At 68.9% G+C, this 25,962-nt stretch carries 29 protein-coding genes and 1 pseudogene; 19 read left to right on the plus strand and 11 right to left on the minus strand.

What is annotated here, in order from left to right; translation table 11 throughout:
- Positions 1-113 precede the first annotated feature (113 nt).
- Complete coding sequence (locus tag ACH4UK_RS29565) at positions 114-413, plus strand: hypothetical protein (RefSeq protein WP_398361157.1); 300 nt, start codon at positions 114-116, stop codon at positions 411-413.
- 128 nt (positions 414-541) lie between these two features.
- On the opposite strand, the gene ACH4UK_RS29570 is transcribed toward ACH4UK_RS29565, so the two are convergent.
- The gene (locus ACH4UK_RS29570; protein ID WP_398361159.1) at positions 542-901 is read right to left on the minus strand and encodes a hypothetical protein; all 360 of its coding nucleotides are present in this window, start codon (positions 899-901) and stop codon (positions 542-544) included.
- Between the two features lie 106 nt (positions 902-1,007).
- Here ACH4UK_RS29570 and ACH4UK_RS29575 point away from each other — a divergent pair.
- The 5 genes and pseudogenes from ACH4UK_RS29575 to ACH4UK_RS29595 form a co-directional block, all read left to right on the plus strand.
- A pseudogene (locus ACH4UK_RS29575) lies at positions 1,008-1,268 on the plus strand (helix-turn-helix domain-containing protein); the annotation flags it as partial.
- A gap of 84 nt (positions 1,269-1,352) precedes the next feature.
- Positions 1,353-2,747 (plus strand): Scr1 family TA system antitoxin-like transcriptional regulator, encoded by a 1,395-nt coding sequence (locus ACH4UK_RS29580; RefSeq protein WP_398361227.1) that lies wholly within the window; start codon positions 1,353-1,355, stop codon positions 2,745-2,747.
- 207 nt (positions 2,748-2,954) lie between these two features.
- Positions 2,955-3,086 (plus strand): hypothetical protein, encoded by a 132-nt coding sequence (locus ACH4UK_RS29585; RefSeq protein WP_302185778.1) that lies wholly within the window; start codon positions 2,955-2,957, stop codon positions 3,084-3,086.
- A gap of 2 nt (positions 3,087-3,088) precedes the next feature.
- Positions 3,089-4,285, plus strand: a complete 1,197-nt coding sequence (locus ACH4UK_RS29590) for a methyltransferase domain-containing protein (RefSeq protein ID WP_398361161.1) — start codon at positions 3,089-3,091, stop codon at positions 4,283-4,285.
- Positions 4,286-4,419: 134 nt separating this feature from the next.
- Positions 4,420-5,502, plus strand: a complete 1,083-nt coding sequence (locus ACH4UK_RS29595) for a methyltransferase domain-containing protein (RefSeq protein WP_398361163.1) — start codon at positions 4,420-4,422, stop codon at positions 5,500-5,502.
- Between the two features lie 163 nt (positions 5,503-5,665).
- Here ACH4UK_RS29595 and ACH4UK_RS29600 read toward each other — a convergent pair whose 3' ends face one another.
- Entirely contained in the window at positions 5,666-6,367 is a 702-nt protein-coding gene (locus tag ACH4UK_RS29600) for a hypothetical protein (protein ID WP_398361165.1), read from the minus strand.
- A 244-nt stretch (positions 6,368-6,611) separates the two neighbouring features.
- Positions 6,612-7,265 (minus strand): HNH endonuclease family protein, encoded by a 654-nt coding sequence (locus tag ACH4UK_RS29605; protein ID WP_331759620.1) that lies wholly within the window; start codon positions 7,263-7,265, stop codon positions 6,612-6,614.
- Between the two features lie 700 nt (positions 7,266-7,965).
- Here ACH4UK_RS29605 and ACH4UK_RS29610 point away from each other — a divergent pair.
- A complete protein-coding gene (locus ACH4UK_RS29610; RefSeq protein ID WP_398361167.1) occupies positions 7,966-8,667 on the plus strand; it encodes a hypothetical protein in 702 nt (233 codons plus the stop codon).
- 492 nt (positions 8,668-9,159) lie between these two features.
- A complete protein-coding gene (locus ACH4UK_RS29615) occupies positions 9,160-9,672 on the plus strand; it encodes an AAA family ATPase (RefSeq protein ID WP_331759617.1) in 513 nt (170 codons plus the stop codon).
- A 179-nt stretch (positions 9,673-9,851) separates the two neighbouring features.
- On the opposite strand, the gene ACH4UK_RS29620 is transcribed toward ACH4UK_RS29615, so the two are convergent.
- Positions 9,852-11,648, minus strand: coding sequence for a hypothetical protein (locus ACH4UK_RS29620; RefSeq protein WP_398361168.1), 1,797 nt, complete (start codon positions 11,646-11,648; stop codon positions 9,852-9,854).
- 257 nt (positions 11,649-11,905) lie between these two features.
- On the opposite strand from ACH4UK_RS29620, the gene ACH4UK_RS29625 reads away from it, so the two are divergent.
- Positions 11,906-12,490, plus strand: a complete 585-nt coding sequence (locus ACH4UK_RS29625; protein WP_398361170.1) for a hypothetical protein — start codon at positions 11,906-11,908, stop codon at positions 12,488-12,490.
- A 36-nt stretch (positions 12,491-12,526) separates the two neighbouring features.
- The gene (locus tag ACH4UK_RS29630; RefSeq protein ID WP_398361172.1) at positions 12,527-13,258 is read left to right on the plus strand and encodes a hypothetical protein; all 732 of its coding nucleotides are present in this window, start codon (positions 12,527-12,529) and stop codon (positions 13,256-13,258) included.
- Positions 13,259-13,323: 65 nt separating this feature from the next.
- Here ACH4UK_RS29630 and ACH4UK_RS29635 read toward each other — a convergent pair whose 3' ends face one another.
- A complete protein-coding gene (locus tag ACH4UK_RS29635) occupies positions 13,324-13,791 on the minus strand; it encodes a hypothetical protein (RefSeq protein ID WP_398361174.1) in 468 nt (155 codons plus the stop codon).
- Positions 13,792-14,292: 501 nt separating this feature from the next.
- On the opposite strand from ACH4UK_RS29635, the gene cutA reads away from it, so the two are divergent.
- On the plus strand, positions 14,293-14,616 hold the full coding sequence (gene cutA / locus ACH4UK_RS29640; protein WP_398361175.1) for a divalent-cation tolerance protein CutA: 324 nt from the start codon (positions 14,293-14,295) through the stop codon (positions 14,614-14,616).
- Here the strand turns inward: cutA and ACH4UK_RS29645 are convergent.
- Entirely contained in the window at positions 14,613-15,902 is a 1,290-nt protein-coding gene (locus ACH4UK_RS29645) for an XRE family transcriptional regulator (RefSeq protein WP_398361176.1), read from the minus strand. The two genes, cutA and ACH4UK_RS29645, sit on opposite strands and share 4 nt — an antisense overlap.
- 389 nt (positions 15,903-16,291) lie before the next feature.
- Here ACH4UK_RS29645 and ACH4UK_RS29650 point away from each other — a divergent pair, with 389 nt between their 5' ends.
- Positions 16,292-16,636, plus strand: coding sequence for a hypothetical protein (locus tag ACH4UK_RS29650; protein ID WP_398361177.1), 345 nt, complete (start codon positions 16,292-16,294; stop codon positions 16,634-16,636).
- Between the two features lie 314 nt (positions 16,637-16,950).
- Here ACH4UK_RS29650 and ACH4UK_RS29655 read toward each other — a convergent pair whose 3' ends face one another.
- Entirely contained in the window at positions 16,951-17,598 is a 648-nt protein-coding gene (locus ACH4UK_RS29655) for a hypothetical protein (RefSeq protein WP_398361178.1), read from the minus strand.
- 364 nt (positions 17,599-17,962) lie between these two features.
- Positions 17,963-18,640, minus strand: a complete 678-nt coding sequence (locus ACH4UK_RS29660) for a hypothetical protein (protein ID WP_398361179.1) — start codon at positions 18,638-18,640, stop codon at positions 17,963-17,965.
- A gap of 489 nt (positions 18,641-19,129) precedes the next feature.
- Here ACH4UK_RS29660 and ACH4UK_RS29665 point away from each other — a divergent pair, with 489 nt between their 5' ends.
- Positions 19,130-20,005 carry a protein-L-isoaspartate(D-aspartate) O-methyltransferase gene (locus ACH4UK_RS29665; protein ID WP_398361180.1) on the plus strand — a complete coding sequence of 292 codons (876 nt, stop codon included), beginning with the start codon at positions 19,130-19,132 and terminating at the stop codon, positions 20,003-20,005.
- A 6-nt stretch (positions 20,006-20,011) separates the two neighbouring features.
- On the plus strand, positions 20,012-20,734 hold the full coding sequence (locus tag ACH4UK_RS29670; protein WP_398361181.1) for a class I SAM-dependent methyltransferase: 723 nt from the start codon (positions 20,012-20,014) through the stop codon (positions 20,732-20,734).
- Positions 20,735-20,764: 30 nt separating this feature from the next.
- On the opposite strand, the gene ACH4UK_RS29675 is transcribed toward ACH4UK_RS29670, so the two are convergent.
- Positions 20,765-21,130 carry a hypothetical protein gene (locus ACH4UK_RS29675; RefSeq protein WP_398361182.1) on the minus strand — a complete coding sequence of 122 codons (366 nt, stop codon included), beginning with the start codon at positions 21,128-21,130 and terminating at the stop codon, positions 20,765-20,767.
- A gap of 512 nt (positions 21,131-21,642) precedes the next feature.
- On the opposite strand from ACH4UK_RS29675, the gene ACH4UK_RS29680 reads away from it, so the two are divergent.
- The 4 genes from ACH4UK_RS29680 to ACH4UK_RS29695 all read left to right on the plus strand — a co-directional run bounded on the left by ACH4UK_RS29680 (position 21,643) and on the right by ACH4UK_RS29695 (position 24,226).
- Positions 21,643-22,098: a hypothetical protein gene (locus tag ACH4UK_RS29680; RefSeq protein WP_398361183.1), complete on the plus strand. Its 456-nt coding sequence runs from the start codon at positions 21,643-21,645 to the stop codon at positions 22,096-22,098.
- An 804-nt stretch (positions 22,099-22,902) separates the two neighbouring features.
- Positions 22,903-23,289, plus strand: coding sequence for a hypothetical protein (locus tag ACH4UK_RS29685; protein ID WP_398361229.1), 387 nt, complete (start codon positions 22,903-22,905; stop codon positions 23,287-23,289).
- Positions 23,290-23,699: 410 nt separating this feature from the next.
- Positions 23,700-24,008, plus strand: coding sequence for a hypothetical protein (locus ACH4UK_RS29690; RefSeq protein ID WP_398361185.1), 309 nt, complete (start codon positions 23,700-23,702; stop codon positions 24,006-24,008).
- Positions 24,005-24,226, plus strand: coding sequence for a hypothetical protein (locus tag ACH4UK_RS29695; RefSeq protein WP_032794196.1), 222 nt, complete (start codon positions 24,005-24,007; stop codon positions 24,224-24,226). Before ACH4UK_RS29690 ends, ACH4UK_RS29695 begins: the two co-directional genes overlap by 4 nt.
- A 72-nt stretch (positions 24,227-24,298) precedes the next feature.
- On the opposite strand, the gene ACH4UK_RS29700 is transcribed toward ACH4UK_RS29695, so the two are convergent.
- Positions 24,299-24,802, minus strand: coding sequence for a hypothetical protein (locus ACH4UK_RS29700; RefSeq protein ID WP_398361187.1), 504 nt, complete (start codon positions 24,800-24,802; stop codon positions 24,299-24,301).
- Positions 24,803-25,058: 256 nt separating this feature from the next.
- Positions 25,059-25,367 (minus strand): hypothetical protein, encoded by a 309-nt coding sequence (locus tag ACH4UK_RS29705; protein ID WP_398361189.1) that lies wholly within the window; start codon positions 25,365-25,367, stop codon positions 25,059-25,061.
- Between the two features lie 164 nt (positions 25,368-25,531).
- On the opposite strand from ACH4UK_RS29705, the gene ACH4UK_RS29710 reads away from it, so the two are divergent.
- Positions 25,532-25,957, plus strand: coding sequence for a hypothetical protein (locus tag ACH4UK_RS29710; RefSeq protein WP_331759591.1), 426 nt, complete (start codon positions 25,532-25,534; stop codon positions 25,955-25,957).
- The last annotated feature ends 5 nt before the right edge of the window (positions 25,958-25,962 follow it).

Raw genomic sequence — 25,962 nt, forward strand, 5'->3', positions numbered from 1 at the left:
GAGGCCCGGCTCCGTCGTGGCGCTGCAGGAATCGCCCGGAAGCTGACTCCACTCCCACGTGATGGAGACGGGCCCGTCTAGCACGTACTCAAGACCTCCCCTGCAGGACGGATATGCCCGACGCGGACCAGACGCCCTTCATCGACCCGGACTCCGACTACCCGTGCTGCTGGTTCTGCCCAGCGCTGCGGCTCCCCCGTACGGGCTTCCTCGTCGCCGACCGCCCCAGCAGGCTCTGGCCGTTCGACACCTCGAACGGCTACCGGTACACGGTCGACGACCGGATCCCGGTCTGTGTCCATCCGGGGCGGGTGGGCGTGACGCCAGAGCGGACCGCCCCGCCCTTCGCCGCCGTCGAACCGACTACCAGTCCGGAGGTGACCGTGAAGCACCGCCGCTGGAGGCGACGCTGAGCGCCACGGGTCCGCACCACCCAGCAACTGGTCCACTTTCTCCGCTAGTCCGGCGGCCTGACCTCAGAGGGGCTGCCGCGCATGGCTTTCTGGCGACTGCCCCGTACAGGACGGTGTCGCGGTAGCCGTCATGGGCGGAGCGACGGTCGGCGAGCTGCTGGGGACACCCGCGGACTGTCGGCGGCCTGGTGCCGGTCGTCGGCCGGTGGCCTGGAACTGGGCAGCGAGATTTCCCGCCGAGCCAGGTGTGCTGCTCCCTGGGCGCTCACGCTGAGGGTGATGGCGCCCGCCGTGGCGGCGGAGCGCTGGATGATCAGGTGGATGCTGGTGACGCCCCTCCGGCCGCAGAGCGGCGTGACGAGGCCGGTGACGGCCTCGCGGGCGCTCTGGATCTGCTGCTCGGGGCAGCGGCGGAGTTCTAGTTCGGCGGTGACGATGCGCCGGACATGCCGGTCAGCGTCGCCCCTTGCCGGTATGCAGACGTACACGGTAGGGGTCCTCGCTCACGGTCTGCGCCTGATGGGCCTTGTCCACCATCAACCCACCCACAGCACTTTGCAACCCCACAGAGTGCATACCGACGAAGAAGCGGGCATGGTGGATAGGGTTCGATCCCGTAGCCGATCGAGAGGATGGCGTGTTGTGTCGCGGCCTCGCTCCGGGCCCACCGTGGCCCTGCGGCTCCTCGCCGCCAGCCTGAGGACGCGCCGTGAGGCGGCCGGGGTCACCCTGGAGGACGCCGCGCGCTCCCTCGGGGTACACACCATGACGCTCAGCCGACTGGAGCTGGCGCGTACCGTGCCGCGCCGGGCCACCGTCAGCCACCTCTTGCGCCTCTACACCACCCCCGAGGAAGAGGCCGACGCGGTCCTGAAAGCGCTGGCGGAGGCGAAAGAGCCGGGCTGGTGGCACCCGTGGCGCGATGTGCTGCCCGAGCACATGACCGGGGTGATCGACCTGGAGTCCGAAGCCGAGCTGATCCGCGTCTACGCCCCCGGCGTCGTCCCGGAACTCCTCCAGACCCCCGAATACGCCCGGGCCCTCCTGCACCTGCACCACCCGAAGGCCGGCGACGGGGAGATCGAGCGACGCCTTCAACTCCTGCGCGAACGCCAACAGCGCGTCCTGCACCGCCCCGGCCGGCCGGCCGTGCTGTGGGCCTTGATCGAGGACGCGGTACTGCGGCGGCCCATTGGCGGGAGAGCGGCCATGTCCGAACAGATCGACTTCCTCGACCGCTACACCCGCGACCGCAGCAGCGGCATCACCATCCAGGTGATCCGCGCCGCCGACGGCGGGCATCCGCTGCTGCTGTCGGGACCCGCGTCGATCCTGCGCTACACCCACCCTGCGCTGGACGACCGGCTGATTACCAGGGGGCTGCACTCCGAGGCCGCCGCCCTCACCGAGGACCCCGCAGCAGTGAGCACCTACCTGGCGGCGATGGACGAAACCGCGGCCCTCGCCCCGCCACCCACTACCCCGCTGCCACACCCTGCACAACAGGAGAGAAAGGGCCCACCCCGGATGACCGAAACCCCGGACTACCAGACCAACCTGGAGATCGACCTCCAGCCTCACAAACCGCACTCCGCCCGGTTCTGGAACGCCCTCCTCGGAGGCAAGGACAACTACCCCGCCGACCAAGAGCTCGCCGAGAAGATGAAGATGGAGTTCCCCGACGCCGTCGACCTCGCGGTCTCCACTCGCGCCTTCCTCAAACGGTCCGTGACCCACCTGGTGGCCGAGGACGGCTACCGGCAGTTCCTCGACATCGGCACCGGCCTCCCCACCGCCGACAACACCCACGAAGTCGCCCAACGCACCGCACCGGACGCCCGCATCGTCTACGTCGACAACGACCCCATCGTCCTCGCCCACGCCCGCGCCCTGCTCACCAGCACTCCCGAAGGCGCCACCGACTACCTCGACGCCGACCTCAACCGCCCGGACACCATCTTCACCGAGGCCGCCCGCACCCTCGACCTGGACCAGCCCGTCGTCCTGATGTTCATGTCCGTCATCGGCCACGTCACCGACCCCACCCAGGCCATCAGCCTGGTCCAGGCCTACACCTCTCGCCTCGCCCCCGGCAGCGCACTCGTCCTGTGCACCACGCTGGCCTCACCGGAGATCGACGCCGCCAACCGCTCCTACGCCGACTCCGGCACCCAGCCCTACGTGGCCAGCACCGCCGACACCATGCTCGCCATGGCCGACGGGCTGACGATCCCCCACCCCGGCCTCGGCCCCATCAACAGGTGGCACCCCGGCCCCGCCGGCCCCGGCAACGACACCCGGCAGTGGGGCTACATCGCCTACAAACCCGCGTGAAAAACGCCTCCCGCGCAGCCGGGTCCGCTGAAGTGACAGCGGCGGACCCGGGTCTGGTGTCACCTGCGCGCGGCGCTGCGGGCGCGTCACGTGCAAGGACAGGCCACAGCGCGCCTGATTCCGGACACGGCTGTCACTTTGCGTGAAAAGGCGTGTGGCCGTCTGCGACGATGCGAGGAGCAATCGTGCGACACCATGGAGGGACAGATGGCAGGTGGCCCGAACGACGGCAAGGGCGGTAGCCACGCCAAGCCGGGAGGCCCCAGCATCGGGCAGAAGCCGAGCCCGGACGGCAGCGGCCCCGCCCCTGGCCCGAAGCATGGCGGCAAGAGCCAGTGACCGTGGCGGAGGAGGAAGCGGCAGGCGCCACGGCCGCTGCCCGACTGGCCACTGCGCTCGCGGATCTGGGCCACCTGGCTGATCCGCTGGTCCGCGAGGCTATGGGCAGGGTTCAGCGTCACCGATTCCTGCCTGAGAAGGTCTGGATCGATGACGACCACGCCGAGGGCGGCTACCGCCCCGTGGACCGCCGCAGGGAACCAGACCTGTGGTGGAACAGCGCTTACGGCAACGTCGCCGTGGTCACCCAGGTCGAGGACGGGCAGCCTGACCGGCTGGACCCCCACTGGATCACGCCGACATCCTCCGCCTCACTCCCCAGCGCAGTGGCCCAGATGGCCACCGCAGCCGAACTCGCCCCGGGACTGCAGGTCCTGGAGATCGGCGCGGCAACCGGCTACAACCTGGCCCTGATCAGCGAGATCGTCGGCCAGGAACACGCAGTGGGCGTAGAGATCGACCCCGCCCTGGCCGCCGACGCCCGGGCAGCTCTGGAAGCCGCCAGCTACCCGAAGACCACTGTCGTCACCGGAGACGGCCAACAGGGGTATGCGCCCGGCGCCCCTTACGACCGCATCGTGTCCACTGCCGCAGTCATGTCGGTGCCTCTGCCTTGGGTGAACCAGACCAGACAAGGAGGGATGATTCTCACGCCCTTCGCCTCCACTCTCTGCGGCCAAGGGATGGTGCAGCTCCGTGTAGACGAAGGGCAGGCTGCCGGCCGCTTCACCTTGCCGCTGGAGTTCATGCTCGTACGCGGACAGCGACAGGTCGCACGATTCGAAGCACTCTTCACCGACGACGCCTGGGCCGTCAGCCGCGCAGAACCTCTCGCAGCTGAGCCTGCATTCCTCGAGAGCCGGGACGCCCTGTTCGCCCTGGGGCTTCAGTTACCCGGCGTCCATCTCGGGATCAAAGCGGACGGCCGGTGGATGTCCTCCGAGGACTCTTGGGCCTACATCGGCCCCGACCATGTTTTTCAGTGGGGACCGCGCGATCTCTTCGACGAAGCCGTCGCCCTGCACGATCTCTGGCAGAACCAGGGGGCCCCAAGCATGCTCCGCTACGGACTCACCGTCGACGCGGCAGGTCAGCACCCTTGGCTCGACAACCCGGACAACCTCGTCCCCGTACGAACAGGATCAACGCCTCCGCCTCCAGCGACCGGCACAACGTCGCCGCCTGCGGCTTCGGTATAAGACGTGCAGGCATCCACAGCAGAGTAGAGCGGACCGGTGAGCAACCCTCCGGAGAAGAAGTGATGGCCCGGCCCGCCGAGTTACTGGAGATACTGCGCGCCCAGGGTGCGTCCTTGGGCCCCTGGGAGGGCTCTGTGGCTGCCGTACGGCGCGAGCTGTTCCTCCCGGAGGCCATTGAGGTCGGCGATGAGCTGATCTCCCGCACGGCCACGCCGCAGAGGTGGCTTGAGGCGGCCTACAGCGACGTTTCGATCACTACCCAGGTCAACGACGGCCGCGCGTCGGGCCCGGACGAATACCGCCTGCCCACATCGTCGAGCTCCCAGCCCTCCATCATGCTGGAGGCGCTAGCCCTGCTGGAGGTGCAGCCCACCGACCGCGTTCTAGAACTCGGCGCGGGCACGGGGCTCAACGCAGCGTGGCTCGCCCACCGACTGGGCTCCGACCGGGTCGTCTCCGTCGAAGTCGATCCGGCTCTTGCCGAGCAGGCCGTGGGGAACAACGCGGCGGCCCGCCTGTCCCCACGCATCGTGGCCGGCGATGGCGGCCGTGGGTGGCCGGAAGGCGCCCCGTACCAGCGGGTCATCGCCACGTACGCCGTTGACGAGATCCCCTACGCCTGGGTTGAACAAGCGCCACTGGGGCGCATCGTCAGCCCGTGGGGCGGCTCCTTCTTCCCGTACTCGTTCGCGGTCCTCGACGTTCGCGAGGGTCGCGCCGAGGGGAGGTTCACCGGTTACCCGGCCTTCATGCGCTCTCGTACCCGGAGGCCGAAGCGCGGCTACCTGGACGATTTCCTGCACCACCGCCAGGACGCCGGACACACCACGACCAGCCTGTCACCCATGACGATCGCCCAGGACGCGGACGCCCTCTTCTACATCGGCTTGGCTCTGCCCGATGCCTGGCACCTCCCCGTCACCGCGGACGACAACAGCGGCGAGATGACCCTCTGGATCCTCGCTGACGACCAATGCTCCTGGGCCTCGGCCGACTACACCCCCGACACCCACCAGTACGCCGTCGCCCAGTACGGACCGCGCCGGCTCTGGGACGAAGCCGAAGCTGCCCATGGCGCCTGGGAAGCCCTCCGGCGTCCCGCCCGCGCCCGGGCGGGGATCTCCGTCGCCGAACGTGGGCAGTGGCTCTGGATCGACGAACCCGAGCGTGAACTGTCCGCGGTCTTGCCGTCCAGGGTGGCGAAGGGGGCGACGTAGCGGGCTGCCCGCGAGGAGGAGCACCACGGGGACGCATGGGGCGAGCAAGACGACGTGGTGCCGATACAAGGAACTCGAAGTCGTTCGTGCCGCTCCCGGACACCTCGTGGGCGAACGACAGCTGTTTCCGTGTTGCCGCAGGGGGCGAACATACGGCGGGGCTTCAGGTGTGGTCGATGATCCGGGCGATGCTGTACGGAACTTGTTCGGCTAGCTGGAAGAGCTGCTGCAGAACGCCGTCGTAGACGGGATCGGTGTGGGGCGGGCAGTGGTGGGTGAGCAGGCAGGTGGCGGCTTCGTCCTTAGTCCTGGGGTGGGCGGCTTCCTCGTCGGTGGCGAGCTCGAGCACCAGGTCGATCACGTCGGCCACCCCGTCGCGTACGTTGACCCACTGCCGTGCGGAGTTCTCACGTTCACCGGGAATGTCGGCGGGGTATCGGCGCTCGGGCACCAATTCGGGCACTGGTACCGACAGTGCTTCGTGGAGGTGTCCCAGGGTCGGTTCCTGGCACAGCTCCTCCACCCCTGTGACCGTCAGGGGCGGCTTGTTCTCCGCGATGCGCCGCAGTACGGCAACGCCCAGGACGAGCGCGGCCGCCGTGTACCGCCAGGCGACCAGGGCCGCCTGGCGCTCGTACTCGCTCACTCCGCTGGCGAGACGGCCGACGGCTTCCTCATGAAACGAGAAGGACGCCGGTGCCCTGCGCAGTTCAGCCGTTTCGCCGGCGGTGTTCAGGCGGTCCCACATCGTGCACGCCGTCTGCCACTCGTAGCGCGCCGTCAGGAACGCGGCGTTCAACGACCGCAGTGCCTCCAGCTCGTAGCCCGCCACCGGGCCGCACTCGTTGAACTGCGGAAACCGCATCGCCACTCCCAGCACAGATCCAGACCCCTGTCCGGGACGCTCCTACCCAGCACAGCGGCCCGTGACCGCTCTGGGCGGTGGGCGGTCAGCGGCAGCGCAGGTCGGCCTGCCCCGCCATACGCGCCGGACAACTCCGTACTGGCCGCAACGGGGCCGGCATAGCGTCCCGGCGCCCCGGCGGGGACGATGCCGGGCCTGGTCGGTGACCTCACCTGACGGAGTGTGCTGGCGACAGGGCGGCAGGTTAGACGGCCGGCTCGTACTCCACAACTTCCTGGCCGCAGCCCTCCGCCAGCTCGGCCAGGGCTTCAGCTTCCGCCTCGTCCACTGACAGGTCCCAGCGCAGCTTCGTCGACACCCAGTCCGCAGCATAGGTACAGCGGGCGTCGGCCAGCGGCGGCAACCACTGGGCAGGGTCCTGGTCGGCCTTGCTGCGGTTCGTCTTCGCGGTGACCGCGACCAGCGACCGCTCGGCAGACAGATCGTTGGCGTAGGCCTCGCGGCGGGCCGCGGTCCACTGCGAGGCTCCGCTGTCCCACGCCTCGGCGAGCGGGACCATGTGGTCGATGTCCAGGCCACCCGGGGTCGTGAGTGTGACGCCGTCATAGAAGCTGAACCACTGGCCTGCGGTGACTTTGCATCGGGGCTCGACCGTGGCGGCCACTCGGGATTCCGCGATCAGCACCTCCGCTCGGGTCGAGCACCCGTCCTTGTCCTCGTCCACCCAGTGCTTGAAGCTGGAGCGCTGGTACCCCTCCCGGGACTCAGCAGCAAGGGGCAGCTGTTGAACGGCTTCGGCCAGAGGCAGGGGCTCGGCGGCCTGGGCCGGAGCAACGGCGAGCAGGGGCAGGACAGCGAGAGCGGTAGCGGCAAGGCCCCGCACGGTGGTCGTGATCATGCAGCCTTCGTACCGGGTGGCCGAAGCCGACCAGACGCAAACCGCGACCGCTTCACCCTGCCGAGTGGCAAGTCGTACCGGCCGACGTGGAAGCAGTGTCATACCCACCGGTCATGATGAGCCGCATGCCGATCACTATGCAGAACTATGCCCTCACCTGGACCGATGCAGCTGGGCAACGCAGAGCGTCCTCCGTTGCCTACGACGAGAACAGCGCCAGCAGCCGGAAGGGGGAGCTCGAAGCTGCCGGTGCCACCGATGTCACCATCGTGCCCATCCGTCCCGGGGAACTCCCTCAGTCTTGATTCCGGGCAGCCGCGAAGCCTCCCGTGGGGAGCCGGGAGGAGCGGCAGGCCCCGCCCGCGACGGGGGCGCGGGCAGGACCCGAGAAGGGAAACCTCACTCTGGCAGGTGCGGTGTCACCACGACCACGATGCACCCCAACCCATCTCAGCGGTAGAGGTGTGACCGGGAACAGCGGATCGTTTCTGCACGCGTCCCTTCGTCGCCTTGGCGAGGTCCCGTTTACGTAGAGCGGGGTGAGGAGCCGGAGAACCGGTTGCCCTTCTGTAGCGGTTATGTCGCGCCGTCCGGCGCGGGTACGGCCCGCAGACCGGCGCCGCGGATCGATGAGGAGCTGCCCGTACGCGACGGGCACGTCCCGCAACGGCAGCGAGTGCCGTGCGCCCGAAAGAGCGAAATGACCCCGGACCGCTACGGGTCACCGGTTCGGGGATTCACCGGTCGCAGCCGAACCCACTCCGGCATCGTCGGTACGGACAGCACCTTCGTACAGCGGGAAGAGGACGGGCCGATGTGGATGTGGGAGACAGGGGAGTTCGGGCGCGTGCACCAGGGCCGCCCCGGAGCACTGTTGGCTGACGGCAGCGAGCCGGAACCTCTGGTGTTCGACATCGGCAGCAGCGGCAGCGTCCATCGCAGCAGCGACTGGTGGGTCTACTCGGGCGAGCTGAACAGGCCGGTGGCAACTGCTCTTCGAGGCGTGTGCGCTTGCGGCTGGCGGGGGAAGTCCACCTACCCGCTCGACTGGGACAAGGTGGACCGGCAAGCCCCCGACTTCTACGACACCTCCGGGCCCCACACTGACTGGACCCAGCACATCCGCGACGACGTAGAGGCCCACGCCGTCCCCGTACCCGCCGAACTGGCCATGTTGCTGGACCAGGTCGCGCAGCGAGTCACGTGCCTCACCGACGACGAACCTCTGGCCGCGATCCGTGTGATGGCCATACTGGAACACATCGTGAAGGACAACGGGCCGCTGGCGGCGCAGATTGCGCAGGCCGACGCCGAAGAGAACGGAACCGATATCGGCCGCAGCCTCGGACTCCCCACAGCCGACGCACGCCAGCGCCTCCTCCACTACAGGCTGCTGCGCTGAGATGCACGACGCTGGCAACGCCGCCCCGGGCACGCATCCGTGGAACGGAGCCCGTTTCTCGGCCGGGCCGGGTACGCGCGCCCGATGTCAGACCTGGTCGATAAGGTCCCCTCATGTCCGATTCTCCTCGCACTGGCATTCAAGTACAGCCCTCGGCAGGGCTGACGTGATCAAAGTGCGGATCCGATAGCTCACCGACCACGACCGGGCACACCAGTACGCTCTCCACCTGAATGAGTGGGCCCCCCGATGCCTCGCCCGCTCCTTTACGCGCGGCCTGGCCGATCGCTTTCCCGGTTTCAGCGGTCCCACAACGCCCGCTCTGGGCCGGGCCCCTCGCGCACTGCCCGCAGGCGCTCCTTTCCTCGTCCGCGTACACGATCGGCAGGACCATACGGTGGCAGAACAGGTACGAGCGCAGGTGACGCGTGTCGGCAGCACGCCCCGCGCTCCGCTCATCGCCCGCGCGCTCCCGGGGAACGGGACCGGCCGGTGACGGCCGCCGAGGGCACCTTCCGTGCGACCCCGGTGCCGCGGGCCTGGGAGCCGGGCACTGTGATCGTGCTCGTCGGCCCGCCCGGGAGCGGCAAGTCGACCTGGGCCAGCGCCCAAGGTCCCGCGAGCTCGCGGGTCTCCCTCGACCTCTACCGGGAGCTGCTCACCGACTCCGAGGAGGATCAGGGCGCCTCCCAGGAGGCTTTGGCGGTGCGGGCCCTCATCCTGGAGGGGCGGCTGCGCCGGGGCCGTACGACGGTATGCGACTCGACCAGCATCGAGCCCGCCTCCCGCGCCGACCTGCTGGCCCGGGCCCGCGCCCACGGCCGCCGGGTCGTCGCTGTGCTGTTCGACGCCCCGCTTCAGACATGCCTGGCCCGCAACGCCGCCCGCGATCGTGTTGTCCGCGAGAGCGTCATCGTCGCCATGCACGCCGCCCTCCCCAGCCCGGAGCAGTTGCATGCCGAGGGATTCGATGCGGTTCATCATCCCGGGACGCAGTCCAGCTGACGCACGGTGGCTCTATCGGTCCGTACACACCTGTGATCCGCGCAGGGCCCACCGTCGGCGGGGTCCTGGCGGCCGGTGGGTCCGGCCCGGTTGGTCCTGTGGTTCGAGGTCGGGGGCGTGCGCTCCGGTCTGCCGCCGGCAGCCCTGCCACCAGGCCGGTCGGGATCTGCATCAGGCAATCAGGACGCGCGGCGCCGGACGGGTGTGTGGTCCAGGGAGTCGAGGAGCTGGCCGAAGGACACCTTCTTCTCGTCGTACCCGAAGCTCATGGCCACGGCAAGCGCCTCCCACCGCCCCGCGCTGCGGCCGCAGTGTTCCACCAGGAGCCTGACGGCGCCGTCGGGGCCGTGACCGGTGAGGACCTCGTCGGCGGGAATCTGGCGCAGGTGCTCAACGGTGTGGTGGCGGGAGGCAGCAACCGCCCGGTAGATCTCGGAGCGGGAGAAGCCACCGTCTTCCGCGGCGGGGGAGTCGAGCCAGGACTGGAGGACAGCCGCCGGGTCGGGGTGTTTGGCGAGTTCGTCGTCGTCCAGGAGTCGCACCACACCCTGGTCCTCCTCTTCGGGGGCCGGAACGGCGGCCGTTGCGGCGAGGAACCAGTCGGGGCCGTCGGCCTTCTCGGTGATCCAGGCCAGTTCGGCGGGGTGCAGCCCGCTCAGGACCTCGATGACGGCGGCGTGCGGCGTGTGCGGGTTGGCGGCCAGGGTAGCCAGGGTCTGGACCCGGCGGTGCTCGGAGTGGCGTTCCAGGAGCCGGGCCGGGCGGTCGTGGTCAGGATCGATGTTGCTCAGGACGCGGGTCAGCCTCGGGCTCGGAGCGGGGGAGACGACCGCGGGCTGGTCCAGGCGGGCGAGGTGGGCGCAGGCCGCGGCGAGGTGGTCGGGGTTGATGCTGAGGAGGGCCAGGTCCTCGGCGAGGCGCAGGATACGGCTGGTGAACTCGTAGTCGGTCTGCTGCTTGTCCACCCAGTCGAGCAGCCTGCCCCGGATGACGAGTGCGTCGGCGGCGGTGTGCAGCTGCTCGGCGGCGATGTCGGCCAGGCGCGGGTTGCTGTGGATACGGCTGGCGATGTGGTGCAGGGTTCTGCGGGCGGTGACCTCAGGGTTGGGCAGCTCGGCCAGCTCAGGACAGCAGAGGGCCGGAAGGCAGGCCCGCAGCAGGTCTTCGCTGAGGGCGCCGGCCGGATCGGCGGGCGGTTCCTCACCGTCCGGGTTGGTGGCGGCATGCAGCTGGGCGTCCTCGATGGCTTGGGCTTCGGCCCGGTCCAGCAGCAGGTGCTGAACAGCCGCCCCGAATACGGGGTGCGCCGCGAGTTGGGGCCATCGCTCGGGGCACCGGGCCAGCATCGCCCACGCGTCCCGGCCGCTCAGCTCCAGCGACCAGTCCCTCACATGCAGGGACACCGACTCCCAGCCCCCTTCCGGCAGAGGGTGGAGCAGATACGCGGTGAGCGGGGCCAGACAAGCCTCCAGAACGGCGTCGAACAGCTTCTGCGGCAGAGGTGGGACCGGCGCGGCGTCCTTCCTGCGGGTGTAGCGGTCCGGGTCCCAGTCCCGGACGACGCGCTCGACCTCGTGGGCGCGGAGGCGCGGCAGCAGGCCGATCGCCGCGTCGACCTGGTCGGGACGGCGTGCCAGAGCGGAGACCAGCCCGGGCCAGACCGGGCGGTGGCGCAGAATGGCGGGCAGATCCCCTGTGGTCACGGTGCCGTCGGCGGCTAGAGCGGCCAGCATGCTCTCATCGGCCTGCACCAGGAGCTGGCTCCGCAGCCGCTTGGCCGATGTCCGGGCCAGCAGCACGGGCAAGGCGGCCTTGAGTGCCTCCTCCCGCCACCGGTCGGCTTGGGCATCGAAGCCGCCAGCCGGCCCCGTCGCCGGGGAACACAGTGCGCAGATCACCGTCTTGAGCGCTTCCCCGGGAAGGTCCTCGCTCATCGCGAGGTCCCGCCACAGCGGGTACGTACGGGCGTGGACCACCCTGACACCTCCCCATACCTGACCCAGCGTCACCGCTCGGTCGCCAATTGTGGAACCCGACCGTACGACGCGTCCCGCTCCGGCGGTGTGCGATCAGCGAATCTGCTCACCACCCCCGCCTCAGCCTGGACAGCCTCGACGTACACCGAGCCGAATGGACATCAACTGGCCAGTTTGTGGCTGATTGCCGCTTTCGCCCGCAGGGCCGGGCGACACGGACTGACAATCGGTGCGTCGATCCCGGCACAGGAGGAACCTTGACCGAGCTGAATGAACCGCTGGAACCACTGGAGGGCTATCCCGACGAACTGCCTCCGCCCCGCCAGCCCGGCGACGTGGACCTGGTGAGCCTCCTCTGCACGGCCGACGACCTCGCCAACGACCTGTCGGAATTGAAGATCCGGGTACAGCTCCGCGACCCGAAGGCCCCGCTCTTCAGCCGGGAGAGGGACGGGGAGAACACGGAAAGGGAAGTCGACCGGCTTCTGGAGAAGGCCGTCTACCTCCAGCGCACCGCCCGCGCAGCCCTGCTCGGGCGGTGCGTTCTCGGCGCCGGCTCCGACGAGGACTGTTCCACCGAGGGCGCCAGCCTCCAGCTAAACGTCCGGGACGCCACCACGCGCCGGGACATCGTTGAGGACGGCACCTACGGCTGCGTCGCCCACACCATCGAAGTCGCCCGCCGGGTCATGGCCGACCCGGCCAGCCACAAGATCTTCCTCGGCTTCGCCAGTGACGACGAAGCAGCCGTCATCTCCCGCGCCCTCCGTTTGGGGCCGGACGACACCGAGCAGTTCGTCAGTAGCGGCCTGACCCTGCGCCCCGAGCACCGCGTCTTGTGACCTCACCGCCCAGCACCGCACGCATGGAGTTCCACGTTGACGTTCGAGCCGCGAGAACTGAACCTGACCGACCCGGAGAAGGGCTACCTGCACTTCGTCCTCTACACAGAGGCGGGCCGCGGCGTCGCGTCCGCATCGCTGAACGCCGAGCTGGACATCGAAGCGCGTCAGACCGTTACGCCTCACTTTCAAGAGTGGCTGAGCAGGCTGGAGCGCTGTGAACCTGACGCGTTGCACTGCACGCTTGTGGCGCCGGTGAAGATCCCGTCGCTGTTCCACCCGTGCGTCACGGAGGACAGGAACAGCCCCGCTGCGATCGACGGATCGGGCTGCACCTGCCGTCGCACCTTCTACGACCCCGAGTTCGGGCTGCCCGTCGTGGGCGAGCACTTCGAACACGCAGACCCGGGCGGCATCGACCGGTGGAGCTATACGACCTACGCCCCGCTCGAACTGCGCCCCGACGACACCTTCAGCAGGTTCATCACCGGCCGCGGACTGTTCTGGGCCCGAACGGCCAAGGGACTCCTGTCGATCCTGCCGCAGCAGCACGGCCTCGGATACAACCTCGGCTACAGCGGCGGCGGCCCCCACGCCCTGGCCGCCTACCTCACGCAGATCGCCCGCAACAACGGCGGGCCCACACCCGCCGGCACCGCGTACGAGTACGCCCATCCGGCGATCGTCGCCTGGACGCAGAGCACTGCGGACGAGCGCGGCACGAATGAACTCTCGCTCAACGATCTCCAGTCAATGATGGCGAGCTGACCGAAATCGACGAGCCGGCCGACAACACAACCGCACGACGTGCCAGGGAGCTCAGTGGTGTGTGCTCAGGAGCGGCGGCCCTGCCGCATGCGCCGGATCTCATCCTGCCGGGCGAACAGGCGGCGGTTCTCTTCCACCAACGACATCGGCCTCCCCGCAGCCGCCGCGGCCTTCTCCGCCTTGATCTTCGCCTTCCGCGCCCGCTGCTCCGCGGCGAAGGCACGCGCCTTGGTCTCGCACACGTCATGGACCGGCTTTCCGCGGGCCGGCCCCTGCTCCCGGCTGACCCACACTCTCCCGCTGACCGGGTCGCCGCACATCGCGCAGACCGTCGGCCCGCGACGGGAGGGACGCCGCGCCGTCGGCATTGCGGCTCTGGCCTTGCGGGCAGGCTGAGTCTCAACCGTGCCGTCCGCGTTGATGACGGTGACCTCCGAGGCCGGCGTCACCTCGTAGGACCGCAGATCACCCGGCGTGGCCCGGTGCTGCTGTCCCTTCCTGCCCCCGCGTCCGCGCGGGATTCGGCTGCTCATGCCGGACAACATAGGGCGCTGAACCGGGTCATGAACGTACGCCACGACGGCATACCGGATCGGAGTGCCTCGCTGAAGTCGTTCAGGTGACGGCGGCACCCCAGCCGGGGTCCGGGGCCTGGCGGCGTGCGGGGCGGCGGGGCGCGCGGCAGTCGTGGGCAGGGCTGAGCTCGTGGGGTACACCCTCAGGCCGCCGCCGGACCGGTGCCGGTAGTCGACCGGTCGCACCGGGCAGCGGCATGCCCCGCCGAGCCAGGTGCGTCGCTTCCTGGGCGCTCACGCTGACGGTATTGGCTCCCGCTGTGGCGGCAGAGGGCTGGATGACGAGGTGGATGCCGGTGACGCGGCAACCACACCCGGCAGCGGGGTGACATCGCCTGCAAACCCGCCTGAGAGAACGCCCGCGTCGGCCCGGCTGAACACCGCCCGGCCGCCTGGCCGGGCCGTGCCGCGTCGGCTGCGACATGGGGAGCGGCGAGAGCTGCCCGATACGCTCGGCCCATGACGGACTATGTGCAGGTATCGACGGCAACGCCCACGCGAGAGGAGGCAGTTGCTCTCGCCGGGCCGGCAGTTCAGCGGCGCCTGGCGGCGGGGGCGCAGATCGTTGGCCCCGTTACGAGCGTGTTCTGGCACCTGGGTGAGTACGGCACCGGCGAGGAGTGGCAGCTGCTGCTCAAGACCACCATGGTGCGGTACCCGGAGCTGGAGGCGTACCTGCTGGAGGCCCACCCGTGGGACAGCCCGGAGGTGTGCGCCGTGCCGATCGTGGCGGGTGCCGACCGGTGCTTGGCGTGGATCCGGGATTCGGTGTCCCCGGCCTAGGCCGCCAGGTGAGCTATCAGGCCACGGACTGCGGGGACGTCGTCGTGGTGGCGTAGGTCGTCGATGAGGGGAGCGATGCGTTGGAGGGGCCTTTCGGACGCGACACCGTGCGCCAGGTCGACGGCACGGCCCACGGTAGCGGCGGCTTCTTCGACTTCCCCGGCGGTGAGATAGGCCTGCGCCAGCCAGGAGAGGTAGAGCGCCTTGTCGCGGGCGTTGTCGTCGGCGTAGCGGCCCAGTGCGCGGGTGAGGACGGGGACGGCGCGCAGTGGGCGCTGGAGTTCCGTCCAGCAGCGGCCGGTCATGATGTCCAGTTCCTTGTGGTCGACCCAGGCCGCCCAGTCCGGTTGGGGCTCGCTGTCGGGTGCGCTGTTCAGGGCGTTGTGGGCCGCGTCCAGCGCGCGTTCGGCTCCGGTGGCCTGGCCGTCGAGGGCGCTGGCCCAGGCGAGGCGCTCGTAGAGGAGGGCGCGGACGGTGGCCGGGGTGCGGGTGGTGATCGTAGCGCAGGAGTCCTGGGCGCTCGTCACAGCGGTCCGCCTGTCGCTGGCGCCGTAGGCGAGGAAGGCGAGGCTGTTGCCGTACAGGTCGTCATCTCCGGCTTCCCGGGCGTAGTCGCGGCTCTCCTCGTACAGGCCGGTCGCGTCGCCGTGACGGCCTGCGTCGAACGCCGCCCATCCGGCCTGTTGAGCCTGTTCGGCGAGGAGCGCCGTCAGAGGGCGGCGGGTCTCGCCGGTGAAGGAACTGCGGCGCAGGAGGTACTTGGTGTGCTGGACTTCCGCGAGGTACACGCGGTAGGTGTCCCCACCGCCGAGGACCACGTCGAGGCGGCGCAGGCGGGCGGTCCGGGCCCGGAGGCGTTCGACGTGGGCGGGGGTGACCCGGCGGGGGGCGTCGGGCCGGTGGAGGGCAGGGAGAGCTACGGCGAGGCCGGTGGTGGTCGCGGCGTGGAGAACGGTTCGGCGGTCCAAGGGGGCTCCTTCGGTGACGTCGTCGCTGGCTTCCCAGGGCCGGGGGCTGAGGCCGACCATGTGCCCGGGGATGCGTAAGGCGTCCGAGATCCGTGCGATCTTCCCGAAGGTGCCGACGCGGCCGTGGCCACGGGCGAGCGTCCCGACGCGCTCTGCCTTGATGCCGCACTCCTCGGCAATTTTCAGGTAGCTGATGCCGGCGCGTTCCCGGACCAGCCGGAAGACGGTGCCGAAGTCATGGGCGGCGAGCGCCTGCCGAACCTCGTCGTCGCCGTCCAGGAGGGCGCGCGGTAGAGCCGTCAGTGGCTCGTCGGTCATGGGCACCTCCTGGTGGGGCGAGGCGTGGATTTCCACGGGGGTACCCATCATGGGGATCCCCCTGGTGGGCTTGTGGGGTTTTCACCGGAAGACCACTCTCAGACGACTGAGTCCCGGGGCAGCGGTGGCAACCGCTGCCCCGGGAGAAGACGACTGATACGAGCCGCCGTGCGGAAGCGTACCCACCTCAGGCCCCCGGGATGTGCCCGATGACCGCAGTCTGGGCGACCTCAAGTACAGCGTCAGGAACGCTAGTTGTCTCGTCTGCCGAGCGCTGGACGGCATCCGGGCACTGGCTGCTCGGGGCGGCCGAGGATCGCGACCAGGCGCGGAGAGCGTGGGAAGAAGGCGGCGTTGCGATGATGCGGTGCGGAGGACTCTTTTCCGCCGTGCGCATCCCGGAGGCCCGCATTCAGGACGTCGCGCTCAGCCGCGACCCGGACGACATCGACCGGTGCCTCGCGCGGCGCCTGGAAGGCGGCCCGGTGATCTGCGACCGTTTCGCGGGCTGGTACTACGCTCTTGTTCCGGCGTCGGTCGCCCGATCGTGGACGGAGCCGGGCACCATGTGCCTGGGCGTCGGTTCGATGGTCGGTGTCCCCGCGCCCGGAACGACAGGGGCCTCCGGAGCCCGGATCTACTGGTCGGTGCCGATGGACTCACCCGCGATGCTGTGCCACCCCGAGGCAGTGGCCGGGACCATCACGGCCGGTACTCCGGGGGTGATCAAGTGACGGCGAAGGACAAGGACCAGCAGAGCAGCGGCAGCGGGCAGCCCCCTCCGAAGGAGCAGCCTCAGCAGCCGGAGCCAAAGTCCGGCGGCTACAGATACTGACGGTGCGGACGAAGGGCGCTTGGCCGCCGTCGCCGATCACGGCCTGCTTGCGCCGCGCGTCGAGGGTCCGGTTCTCGCATGCCGGTGGCCCCAAGGAGCGAGGTCCGCGGCACGAAGGGCGCTCGCGGTGCGGTTTCTCGCCCACCCGGTCGGCCGCCTGCTGACCCTTTCTGGTCTCCGTCCCGCACGAGCCGACTCGGCTTGCGCGACGGGCTACCAGCGGGTGAGGTCGAGGAGCCGACTGCAGTGCGGGTCGCCGTCGGGCTGCTGACCGGGTTCGGAGAGGAGGGAGTCCAGTGCGGCGAGCACGGCGGTCACGGCTCCGTCGGGCCGCACGTCAGCCGCGACCACCGTGGTGTCGTTCTCGCGGTCGAGGTACAGGCGCAGCCGGTCGGGGCACCGCAGGTAGCCGCGCAGCCGCGGATCGGGCTGCTCCTCGGTCCAGGGCCGCACGAGTGTGCGCAGGATGTTCGTGGTGATGTCCGTCCTGTTCGGAGGTGCCGGGGTCATATTCGTCGGGTCGACGAGCACGAGATGCATGCCCATCACCGTACTCAGCCGGCTGCTGGAGTAGATCTGCGTGCCGGTATGCAGAGCGCGCACCAGGCCCAGGACCTCGTCGCCGCCGAGCAGATCCTCGGAGCCGAGATCGGTCCGCAGCGGGATCTCCCACACCGTCAGGTCTTCGGCGGGCGCCTGCGGAGAGGATCCGGTGGCAACCCGCACGGCCTCCGCCGGCGGGGGGGGCGGCAGCACGCCGAGGATGAACTGTCCGTCGGGCAACGTCTCGTTGAGGTGCGGAAGCAGCAGTCGCATCAGGTCGGCGTGCTGCTCGGCGATGTCGTCGTACGGGAGGTGCACGGCGGACAGAATGTCACCTATTGATCCAGTCGGGGCACATGTTCATGGCCCGACAAGCGTCGTTGTCTGAGCGGAAACCGAGGCCATGTGCTTCATGGGCTGACCGTGCCCGGACAGCGGACCGAGACACCCTCGGAGACCGCAGCATGCATCGATCGGATGACGCCAGTACCCCTTCGGCGACGGCGGGTGCGCTGTACCGGCGAGGAGTGATCGCCGGTACAGCGCACCAAGCATGTCGCACCCCTGATTGGGAAGTACACGGGGGCCGCTGGTCCCGTCTCAGGGCGATGGCACGAGGGGGAGACCTCCGCAAGCTGTCCTCTCCTGGACTGGCTCCACGAAGTTGCCAGCCCTCCAGAGACTACGGTCGGTAGAGGGTCGGCTGTCCAAGCGAGCCGTCGGCGTACACCGGATAGGCGCCCCAGTGGTAGATCGCCCGGCGAGTCTCCTCTGCCGTGAGAAAGTCACGGGCGGTCGCCCTGGTGAAGCCCTCGACCACCGCAGGCACTTCGGCCAGACTTGCGACGTGCAGACGTCCGTCCTCGTCCGCATCCGGGTGCTCGGTCGCGCGAAGCGGAAAGACGTTTCGGTCCGCAGCCTCGACGAGGTACTCAACCGGGGCGCCGCCGACACCGATGGCCCGCATGGCCGTCATCGCGGTGACGGTCGCCTGCATAGCGGCCGTGGCGTCGCGCTGGCCGCGCATGACCACCGTACGGGTGCCGTCCTCAGCGACGTGCTCGACGGTCCAGGGGCCGGAGCCGTCTCTCCAGTCGCTGCGCACTCGGCACTCGTGGCCGAGGTACCAGAAGGTTCGGTCGCCCTCATTCCCGTCGGGGGACCTGAGCAGCGTGGGGAGCGACGGGGTCATGTTGCGGTCGGTCAGCCTCGCGGCCGTGACCCAGAGGGCCAACCCATCGATGTAGTTGAGGACAAACACCGCGTCGGTAGCACTGCTGGCGGGCCGGGTGTGGACTACGACACCAGGCGCATCACCTATTTTCACCTGCATGTCCGGGGTGATCTTCTCGTAACGCATTCTCTGACCTCCGTCGCCGTCGTGGGTACATATCGACGCTGAGAGCCAGCCCACCTGGCAAGCACGCGCGAATGTCTCCACGCGGCCCAGCACGGCGTTGGTGCTGTAGCGGTGCACCTGGGTCTACCTCGCCGCAGCGGGAAGCTCCTGTCGATCCGCAGGATCCGCCCTGCTGCGACAGATGAGGGCTGCCCTGCCGGCCACGCGTTCGAGGCCCACTGAGTGATTCGCCGAAATCTCTCGGAGGAGTGCCACGTTCGCCTACCGTGGGTAGTGACGAACTTCCCCGGGGAGGACTGCAGATGAAGTTCACGCCGAAGGGTGCCGTCGTTCGCGGGGATGACCGCCAGTCCGGCGACGGCCAGGTCGGCGGGCCGTACTCAAGCCCTGGTGACCCGGGCAATCCCATGCCCGAGCCCGACGACAGCGACGAGTAGGCATTAGATGGCCGTCGATGCCGAAAGCCTCCGCTGGCGCTGCGCTGAGGAGATGAGCGCCAGCCCTCGCGGTTTCGCCGACGCCTCTTGGCTGCGGGACTCCTACCTCCGGGTGCCCCGGGAGCACTTCGTCCCGGACCGCGTATGGTGGCCCGCCCCGCGCGAGGACGGCCTCCACAGTCTCATCGACCGAGCTGCGCGGCCACGTGCCTGGCTCAAGGCTGTCTACAGCACCGGCGCCCCCCTCATCACCCAGATCGACGACGGTCGGGTCCTCCCGTCCGCCCCGGCCCGGGGGGCCTTCACCAGCTCGATCTCTTCCAGCGGCGTCATCATCGAGCTCCTTCGTCACCTCGCTCCTAGCCCCGGAAACCGCGTTCTGGAGATCGGGACCGGCACCGCGTACACCACGGCGCTCCTGGCAGCTCGCACAGGCCCCGGAACCGTCGTCAGCATGGAGATCGACCCCGACATCGCCGTCCAGGCTCGCACCAACCTCATCAGCCTCGGCTTCGACCCGCTCGTCATCACCGGTGACGGCGAGCTCGGCTACCCGCCCTCCGGCCCGTATGACCGGATCGTGGCCACCGCCTCGGTACGCCAGATCCCCCCAGCCTGGCTGGAACAGCTCCGTCCGGGGGGCGTGCTGGTTGCCCCGCTGGACAGCCCCTTCGGCTGCGACCTACTCGCTCGTCTCACTGGCAACGGGCGCGGGGGCGCCACCGGAAGGTTCGTGGCCAAGGTGGAGTTCATGCGAGTGCGAGGCCAACGCAACCCTCGCGCGCATACAGAACTCGGGTGGCCCAGCGAGCTCTCGACGGAGTGCTGGCAGGACCTCGGGATCGAAGCCGGGCCCAACGGCCATCAGATCCACATGCCCTCCGCACGGAACACGGTCAGACGTCCACCTCAAACGGCACGGAAGTAGAGCGAAATGGCAGCAGAACCATCGGCAGCCGAAGCCCTCGCCGAGGCAAAGGAACGCGGGTGGCGGGAGTTCACGGCGATCGATGCCGCGTTCACAGCTGGCCGGATCAACCAGCAGGGCTGGCACGAAGCAGTTCGCGCCCTCATCGAACCGGCATACCTCGCCGCCGGCACCCCTCGCGCTCAGTCCGGGCACAGCGGAGATGCCGCCCAGTGGGAACACGCCCGGCGCCCCCTGGTCCAGGCCCTACCGCCTGAAGGAGGAGACCTACTCGATATCGGCTGCGCCAACGGTCACCTCATGGAGTCCCTCGCTGCGTGGGCCGCACGGGACGGCATCACGATCGAGCCCTACGGTGTGGACATCTCCCAGGCCCTGGTAGATCTGGCTCGCGAGAGGTGCTCTCAGTGGACCACTCGGATCTGGCACGCCAACGCCATGGGCTGGACACCTCCGAGGACCTTCGCGCTCGTGCGCACAGGCCTTGACTATGTCCCTCCCACGCTTCGCGAGGACTACGTCCAGCACCTCCTGACCAACATCGTTGCCCCCGGAGGACGCCTGATCATTGGCATCTTCAACGAGGAGCGCGAGCAGAACGCCCTGGAGGCGGACGTAACGGCGATGGGTTATGCCGTAGGCGGCCGCGTCACGGCCCCTCACCGGCACCCAGGCGTCCTCTACAAGGCGTTCTGGATCGATGCGCCAGGTCAAGCGGTCGGTGAGTGACACCACCCCGGAGCATGCGGAGACCCTCCCTCATAGGCGAATCGCCGTGGAGAGCTGGTCGACCAGATGCTCAATCGTCTGAGCACCATCGAGCTCGAAGTCGGCGAAGCTCCGTTTGCTGGCAACGTGCTGATGGTGGGCGGCGCGCCCGCGCGCGAGATACCCAAGCAGGCTGGCTCTGGGGTCGCCGCCGTCCTCGAACTTCCGAAGAATCTTGCGTGCGAGTCGCACGTCGTCAGGCGTGTGCAGGTACACCGCCCAGCGGGCGAGCTCTCGGATCGGATGCTCCAGTGCAAAGGTCCCCTCTACAAGGACGCGCTTGGCGTCACAGGCGGCTCCGATGGCGTGCTGAACACCCGCCCAGTCGATCGACCTGGGGTCGCTGTGGTCGATCACATGTCCAGGACACTCGGAAAAGCTGGGCACCGTCGGAGCTCTATCCAGGTCCGTGTGAAAGTGCTGGTCTAGGTGAACGACAGCAGTGCCGGGCACGGTGACGGCGAATGCCTTCGCCAGGGCAGTTTTGCCGGAACCAGCACCACCGGCGAGTGCGAGAACAGGCAGGGAATCAAGGTGCAAGACAACGTCTCCCGAACAATGCAGTGGTGGCACACGCTGAGCATGAGCCACGGAGCCTTCTAGCCCCGCTCGCCGCCTCATTGGCTACCCGCTTTCCACTGAGACCCACCGGATGATGATCTCGTACGCCCGTAGCCGGTGCCGAACAGAGCTGACGACGCAGATGCAATCCGGACGTCCCTGCTCGAAACCATCGTCAGCAAGGGGCCAGCAGCCGAGAGGACCCCGGCTGTGACGCTTCCCCCGCCACCATCGTTCACTCGATGGTTCGCCTGGCCCCGGGCCCCGGAGCCGGGCCGAAGCAGTCTCCAAACTCTCAGGAGGAAACCTTGTCCTGCACAGTCACCGATACGCCCAAGGCGTGTGCCGCTGACCTGATCCGCGCATACATTCGTGCACTGCTGGAACTCAACCTGGCGCTGGAACAAGACCGGCAGGAGAGGATCCGCACCTACGAGCAATCCGGACATCGCATCGTGAGCGGCGGCCAGATCGGCCTCGCAGACGACGGGCAGAGCACCTGGGAGTACACCGACTGGCGAACGGGCGAGGTCATCGCGAGCGGCTGCGGCAGCACCGAACACCTCGACCCTGAGGGCAAATGGATTCATATCGACTACATGCCTGACGACGATGACGACGACGTCGAGACCGGCGGTGTCCCGGAGAGTCTCGCTGAGAATTTGCGGGACTGGCTTGGCACGACCACAACACCGGACGAAGACGTGGCGTTCCTCGCCGGCTGGCCCCTCGATGTAGTTCGCCGATACCGCGGCAGCGACTAGGCGATGACCCACATCCCCTTGGACAGGAAGTCCACCGCCGCGCCGGCCGCGCCTGCGACCTCCTCGCCCTTGTCGATACCGAACGCGAGGACCGCTCCCATGGAGATCAGCAGCAGGAACCACCCCCGCGACCCGGGCCTTAAGGGCCCGCTTCGGCTCCCGGCGCAGCACGTACTCCACGCCCTGGCAGGCGAGCCACGCAGGATGAACACGAAGGCCGCGCCGTACGCGAAGACGCTGGGGATGGTCTTGTCGAGGAGGCCGCCGATGCTCGCGGCGGGGCGCCGTGTCCGAGGAGCACCCACAGGATGGGAGCGATGAACTGCTGACCCTTACCCAGATCTCCGACCGGTTCGAGGTCAGCCGGCAGACCGTGCACACCGCGCGACAGCGAAGGGTCTTCCCCGCGCCGGAGCCGGTGCAGGGGAGCACGCGGCTTCGCTGGAGGGAGTCGGTCGTGGAGGCGTACTTCGCCGCTAACCCGAAGCGCCCGGGAACTCGGACGGACCTACAGGACGACCAGCCTGACGGCGGCTCACCGCGCGGCACGACGTGAGCCGTCCCTGAGCACGCGCATGGGGCCGGGCGGCGTGGACGTCCGCCCGGCCCCATGCGCTGGACGCGGGGAGAGTACAGCAACAGCCCCTTGCCTCGTTCGAGGCGGGGGCTGTGCGCTGCCCGGGAACTGGCAACGAGCAACAGGCCGATTCGGCTTCCGGTCTCCGGCAGGTGCCGAAGACTGGAGGCATGGAAACCAGCGAGTTACGCGGCGCAGACCGCGGCGGTCTTGTTCGGTCCGTGATCATGTCGTACGGCGACGGTCACCACGCAGCACCTCGGGGGTCGGCGCTCCTCGTGGACACCAGGGTGTTGCGGAATCCGCCGGAGGACCCGGCGGTGCGGGAGAGGATGCTCCACTCCAACGGGATGGTCGGTGAGGTGCGGGACTACGTCCTGGCCACGCCGGGGGCCTCGCGGCTGGTAGAGCGGAGCGTGGAGCAGCTGCTGGCCCTGCTCGACGTGCCGCCCCGGTCGGGCGAGCAGCCGCTGCGGGTGGACGTGCACGTCGTGTGCGGTGGGGGCCGTCATCGTTCGGTGGCGGTGGCTGAGGAAATCGGGGCGCGCGCCCGCGCGGCCGGGGTCGGGTGCGAGGTGGAGCACCTGCACGTAGAGCGACCGATCCTGACGTGAGCGGGAGGCGCCCCGCCCCCGGACAGGCCAGGGGCGGGCAGGGTGTCCCCGCTGGTCAGCGGCGTGAGTGGCGGAGGGTGGCGGATGGCGGCACTTCGCGTGATCGTGTTCCCGCCCAGCTCGCCCGACGGGCGCATGCCTGACCCGATCAAGCCGCCGAAAGTGATCACTCGTATGGGCCGAAGTCAGCGGACTGCCCGGCGCGCGGCAGCTCTCCGTCGTACGGTCGCCGTTCCATTTCGAGGAGGGACGGCATGCGTAGAGGCTGGGTACTGGCTGGAGTTTCGGGGCTCGCGGCGTTAGCGCTGGGCGGGTGTGGCGGCGGTGAGGCTGCGGTCGAACAGTCGCCGGCGCCCGGGGCTCGGGCGACGGCAGCGGCAGCGGCAGCGGCAGCGGCCGAGGGTGCTGCGGTGAAGGACGTCCGGATCGTGAAGTCCGGCGTACAGGACCACGAGACGTGGGGCGAGAAGGCCTTCGTCGTGGCGTACGAGATCACCAACAAGGGCGAGAGCACGTCGAACTACTTCGTCGGCCTGGACTTTCTGGACTCAGACGGTGACGTGCTGGGCTCCACGGGCGTGACGGCGGACAAGCTCGGCGTCGGCAAGACGCACAAGGGCGACACGGCGCCACTGCCTGCCGAGATCACGAACGGGAAGTTGACGGACATCCGGGACGTGCGTGTGTCGCAGGTCGACCGGTCTGCGGTAGGTCCGTGAGCCGGGTGGCCGCTGCCGCGATCGGCTGTCTGCTGGGAGCGGTTCTGGTGGGGTGCTCGTCGCCCAGCCCGGCCGAGGCCGGCGAGGAGTACGGGAGCACGGTGGTGCACAGCGATCCGCTCGTAACGTGCATCAACGAGGCGATCCAGCGGTACCCCGACAACGACGCGGACCGAGAGGCCTTCCGTACGGCGTGCAAGGAGCGGGCGGAACGCTGAGCGCGTTCGGGCGTCGAGTTCAGCAGCCCCGGCCGGGGTGTCCCGGTCGGGGCCGCCGTGCGTCTCGGGGCGTCAGGGCTTGAGGTGCTCGTCGACGTCGATCTCGTGCCGGAGACGCTTGACGAGGTTCAGTTCCGCCTCGTCCATGGCAGCCTTGAGCTCCAGGAAGCGAGGTTCGGTGATGTTGTCCGGCAGGTACGTTTCGTTGAAAGACTGCTCCAGGAATCCGCCCTCGACGACGTGCATGTTGAAGTCGCCCATGGCGGTGGTCGCGGTTTCCCAGAGGGACCGCACTGTCGGTGATCCGAAGAGGTCGACCCTGGCCGCCAGTTCGCGGCGCTTCTGGAACTGCTCTGAGGTGCTCGGCCCGTAGTAGCCGGGGGCGTGCGGCTCGACGGCGAAGGACATCGTGCCGTCGAGGTTGACGAGCAGCTCCAGGTAGAGCGCGGCGCGACGGTCCCACAGGTCCTTGGCGCGAACGGCGTTCTGCTGGTGCCGGGCCGTGAACCAGGCGGTGAGGATTCCGGCGCCGAGGGCGATCACGCCGCCCGTGATGACTCCGATGAGCTGTTCCATAGAGGTACTCCATATTCAGTTGAGGCGACTGACACTGTTCAGTCAGCGCGGCTGACATTACAGCCACGAGTGCCGGTTGAAACCGAAGGTGCCGACATCCTGTGGGGAGCGGGCCAGGGTGCTGCTGCTCTGCCGTCCGGGGCTCTCGAAGTGCCCGGACGGGGCGCTCGGCGTACCGCTGGACGTCCATAACCCGTTCGTCCGCGTCTCCCACTGCGGTCCCGTATTGACGCGCCTGGGGCCGGGAGCTGGGCGGCTAGACAAACTGGATCGAGAACCCGCCCAGCTCGTCCGTGAGGTCCTCGTTCGTCTCGTGGGCGAGCGCGTAGGCGTGCCCCGTGAGCTCGCGGGTCCAGCGCAGCCGCTGTTCCAAGGAGAGACGAAGGGGGATGGCGCGGTGTCCGCGTGCGTCGTAGACGGCGATCAGTTCGAGTACGTCTGCGGCGTTGCGATGGGGCTTCGCATCCGTGGGCCGATTGATGCGGAACTCGGCCCGCGCCGGGTCGATGTAGAGACGGTCTGCGCAAAGTCGGGCCGACTCCTGGCGGAGCGTGAGGGTACTCATGCGGGGATGTCCTTACCAACGGTGGCGGGCGGAGCTTCATACTCGGCGATCTACCGGCCACAGTGCGACACCGCGCGAAATCGCAAGCGGCGACCTCCCGCGGGTGTCCGCTTGAGCAAGGACCATGCCCGGTGTTCACCCACAGATGGCCATCAGGAGGTCCCGTGTCCGCCGACTACGTCTCACCCCCGGGAGACACCACACCTGACACCCCTGAAGAACCGGGCGGAGTCCGTGCGGACTTCGCCGCTTGGGGTTTCGTAGCCGAACCGACAGAGGACCATCCCCTGCCTGCTCTGGTACTGGGGAACGGACACAGCGAGCTCTATCTGGAGCTTGAGCCAGAGACCCTCGACTGGCTGCTCGCCGAACTCACTGCGCAGATTCAGTACCCCGAGGATGACTCGGACGACTATCAGGATGGGTACGTTCGACTGCCTCTGTCCAGACGTGTGGGCATGAGAGCCGCCGCGGCGTCAGGGTGGCCCGCAGCGAACAGCTGGTGGCGGGAAGCGGGCTCGAACACGAGGATCATCGTCGCCGGGGTCATCGCCGCAGTGATGGTTCTGGGGCTACTCGTGACGTTCTGAGCGGA

Source organism: Streptomyces sp. NPDC020884 (genome assembly GCF_044333935.1).
Taxonomy (GTDB): Bacteria; Actinomycetota; Actinomycetes; order Streptomycetales; family Streptomycetaceae; genus Streptomyces.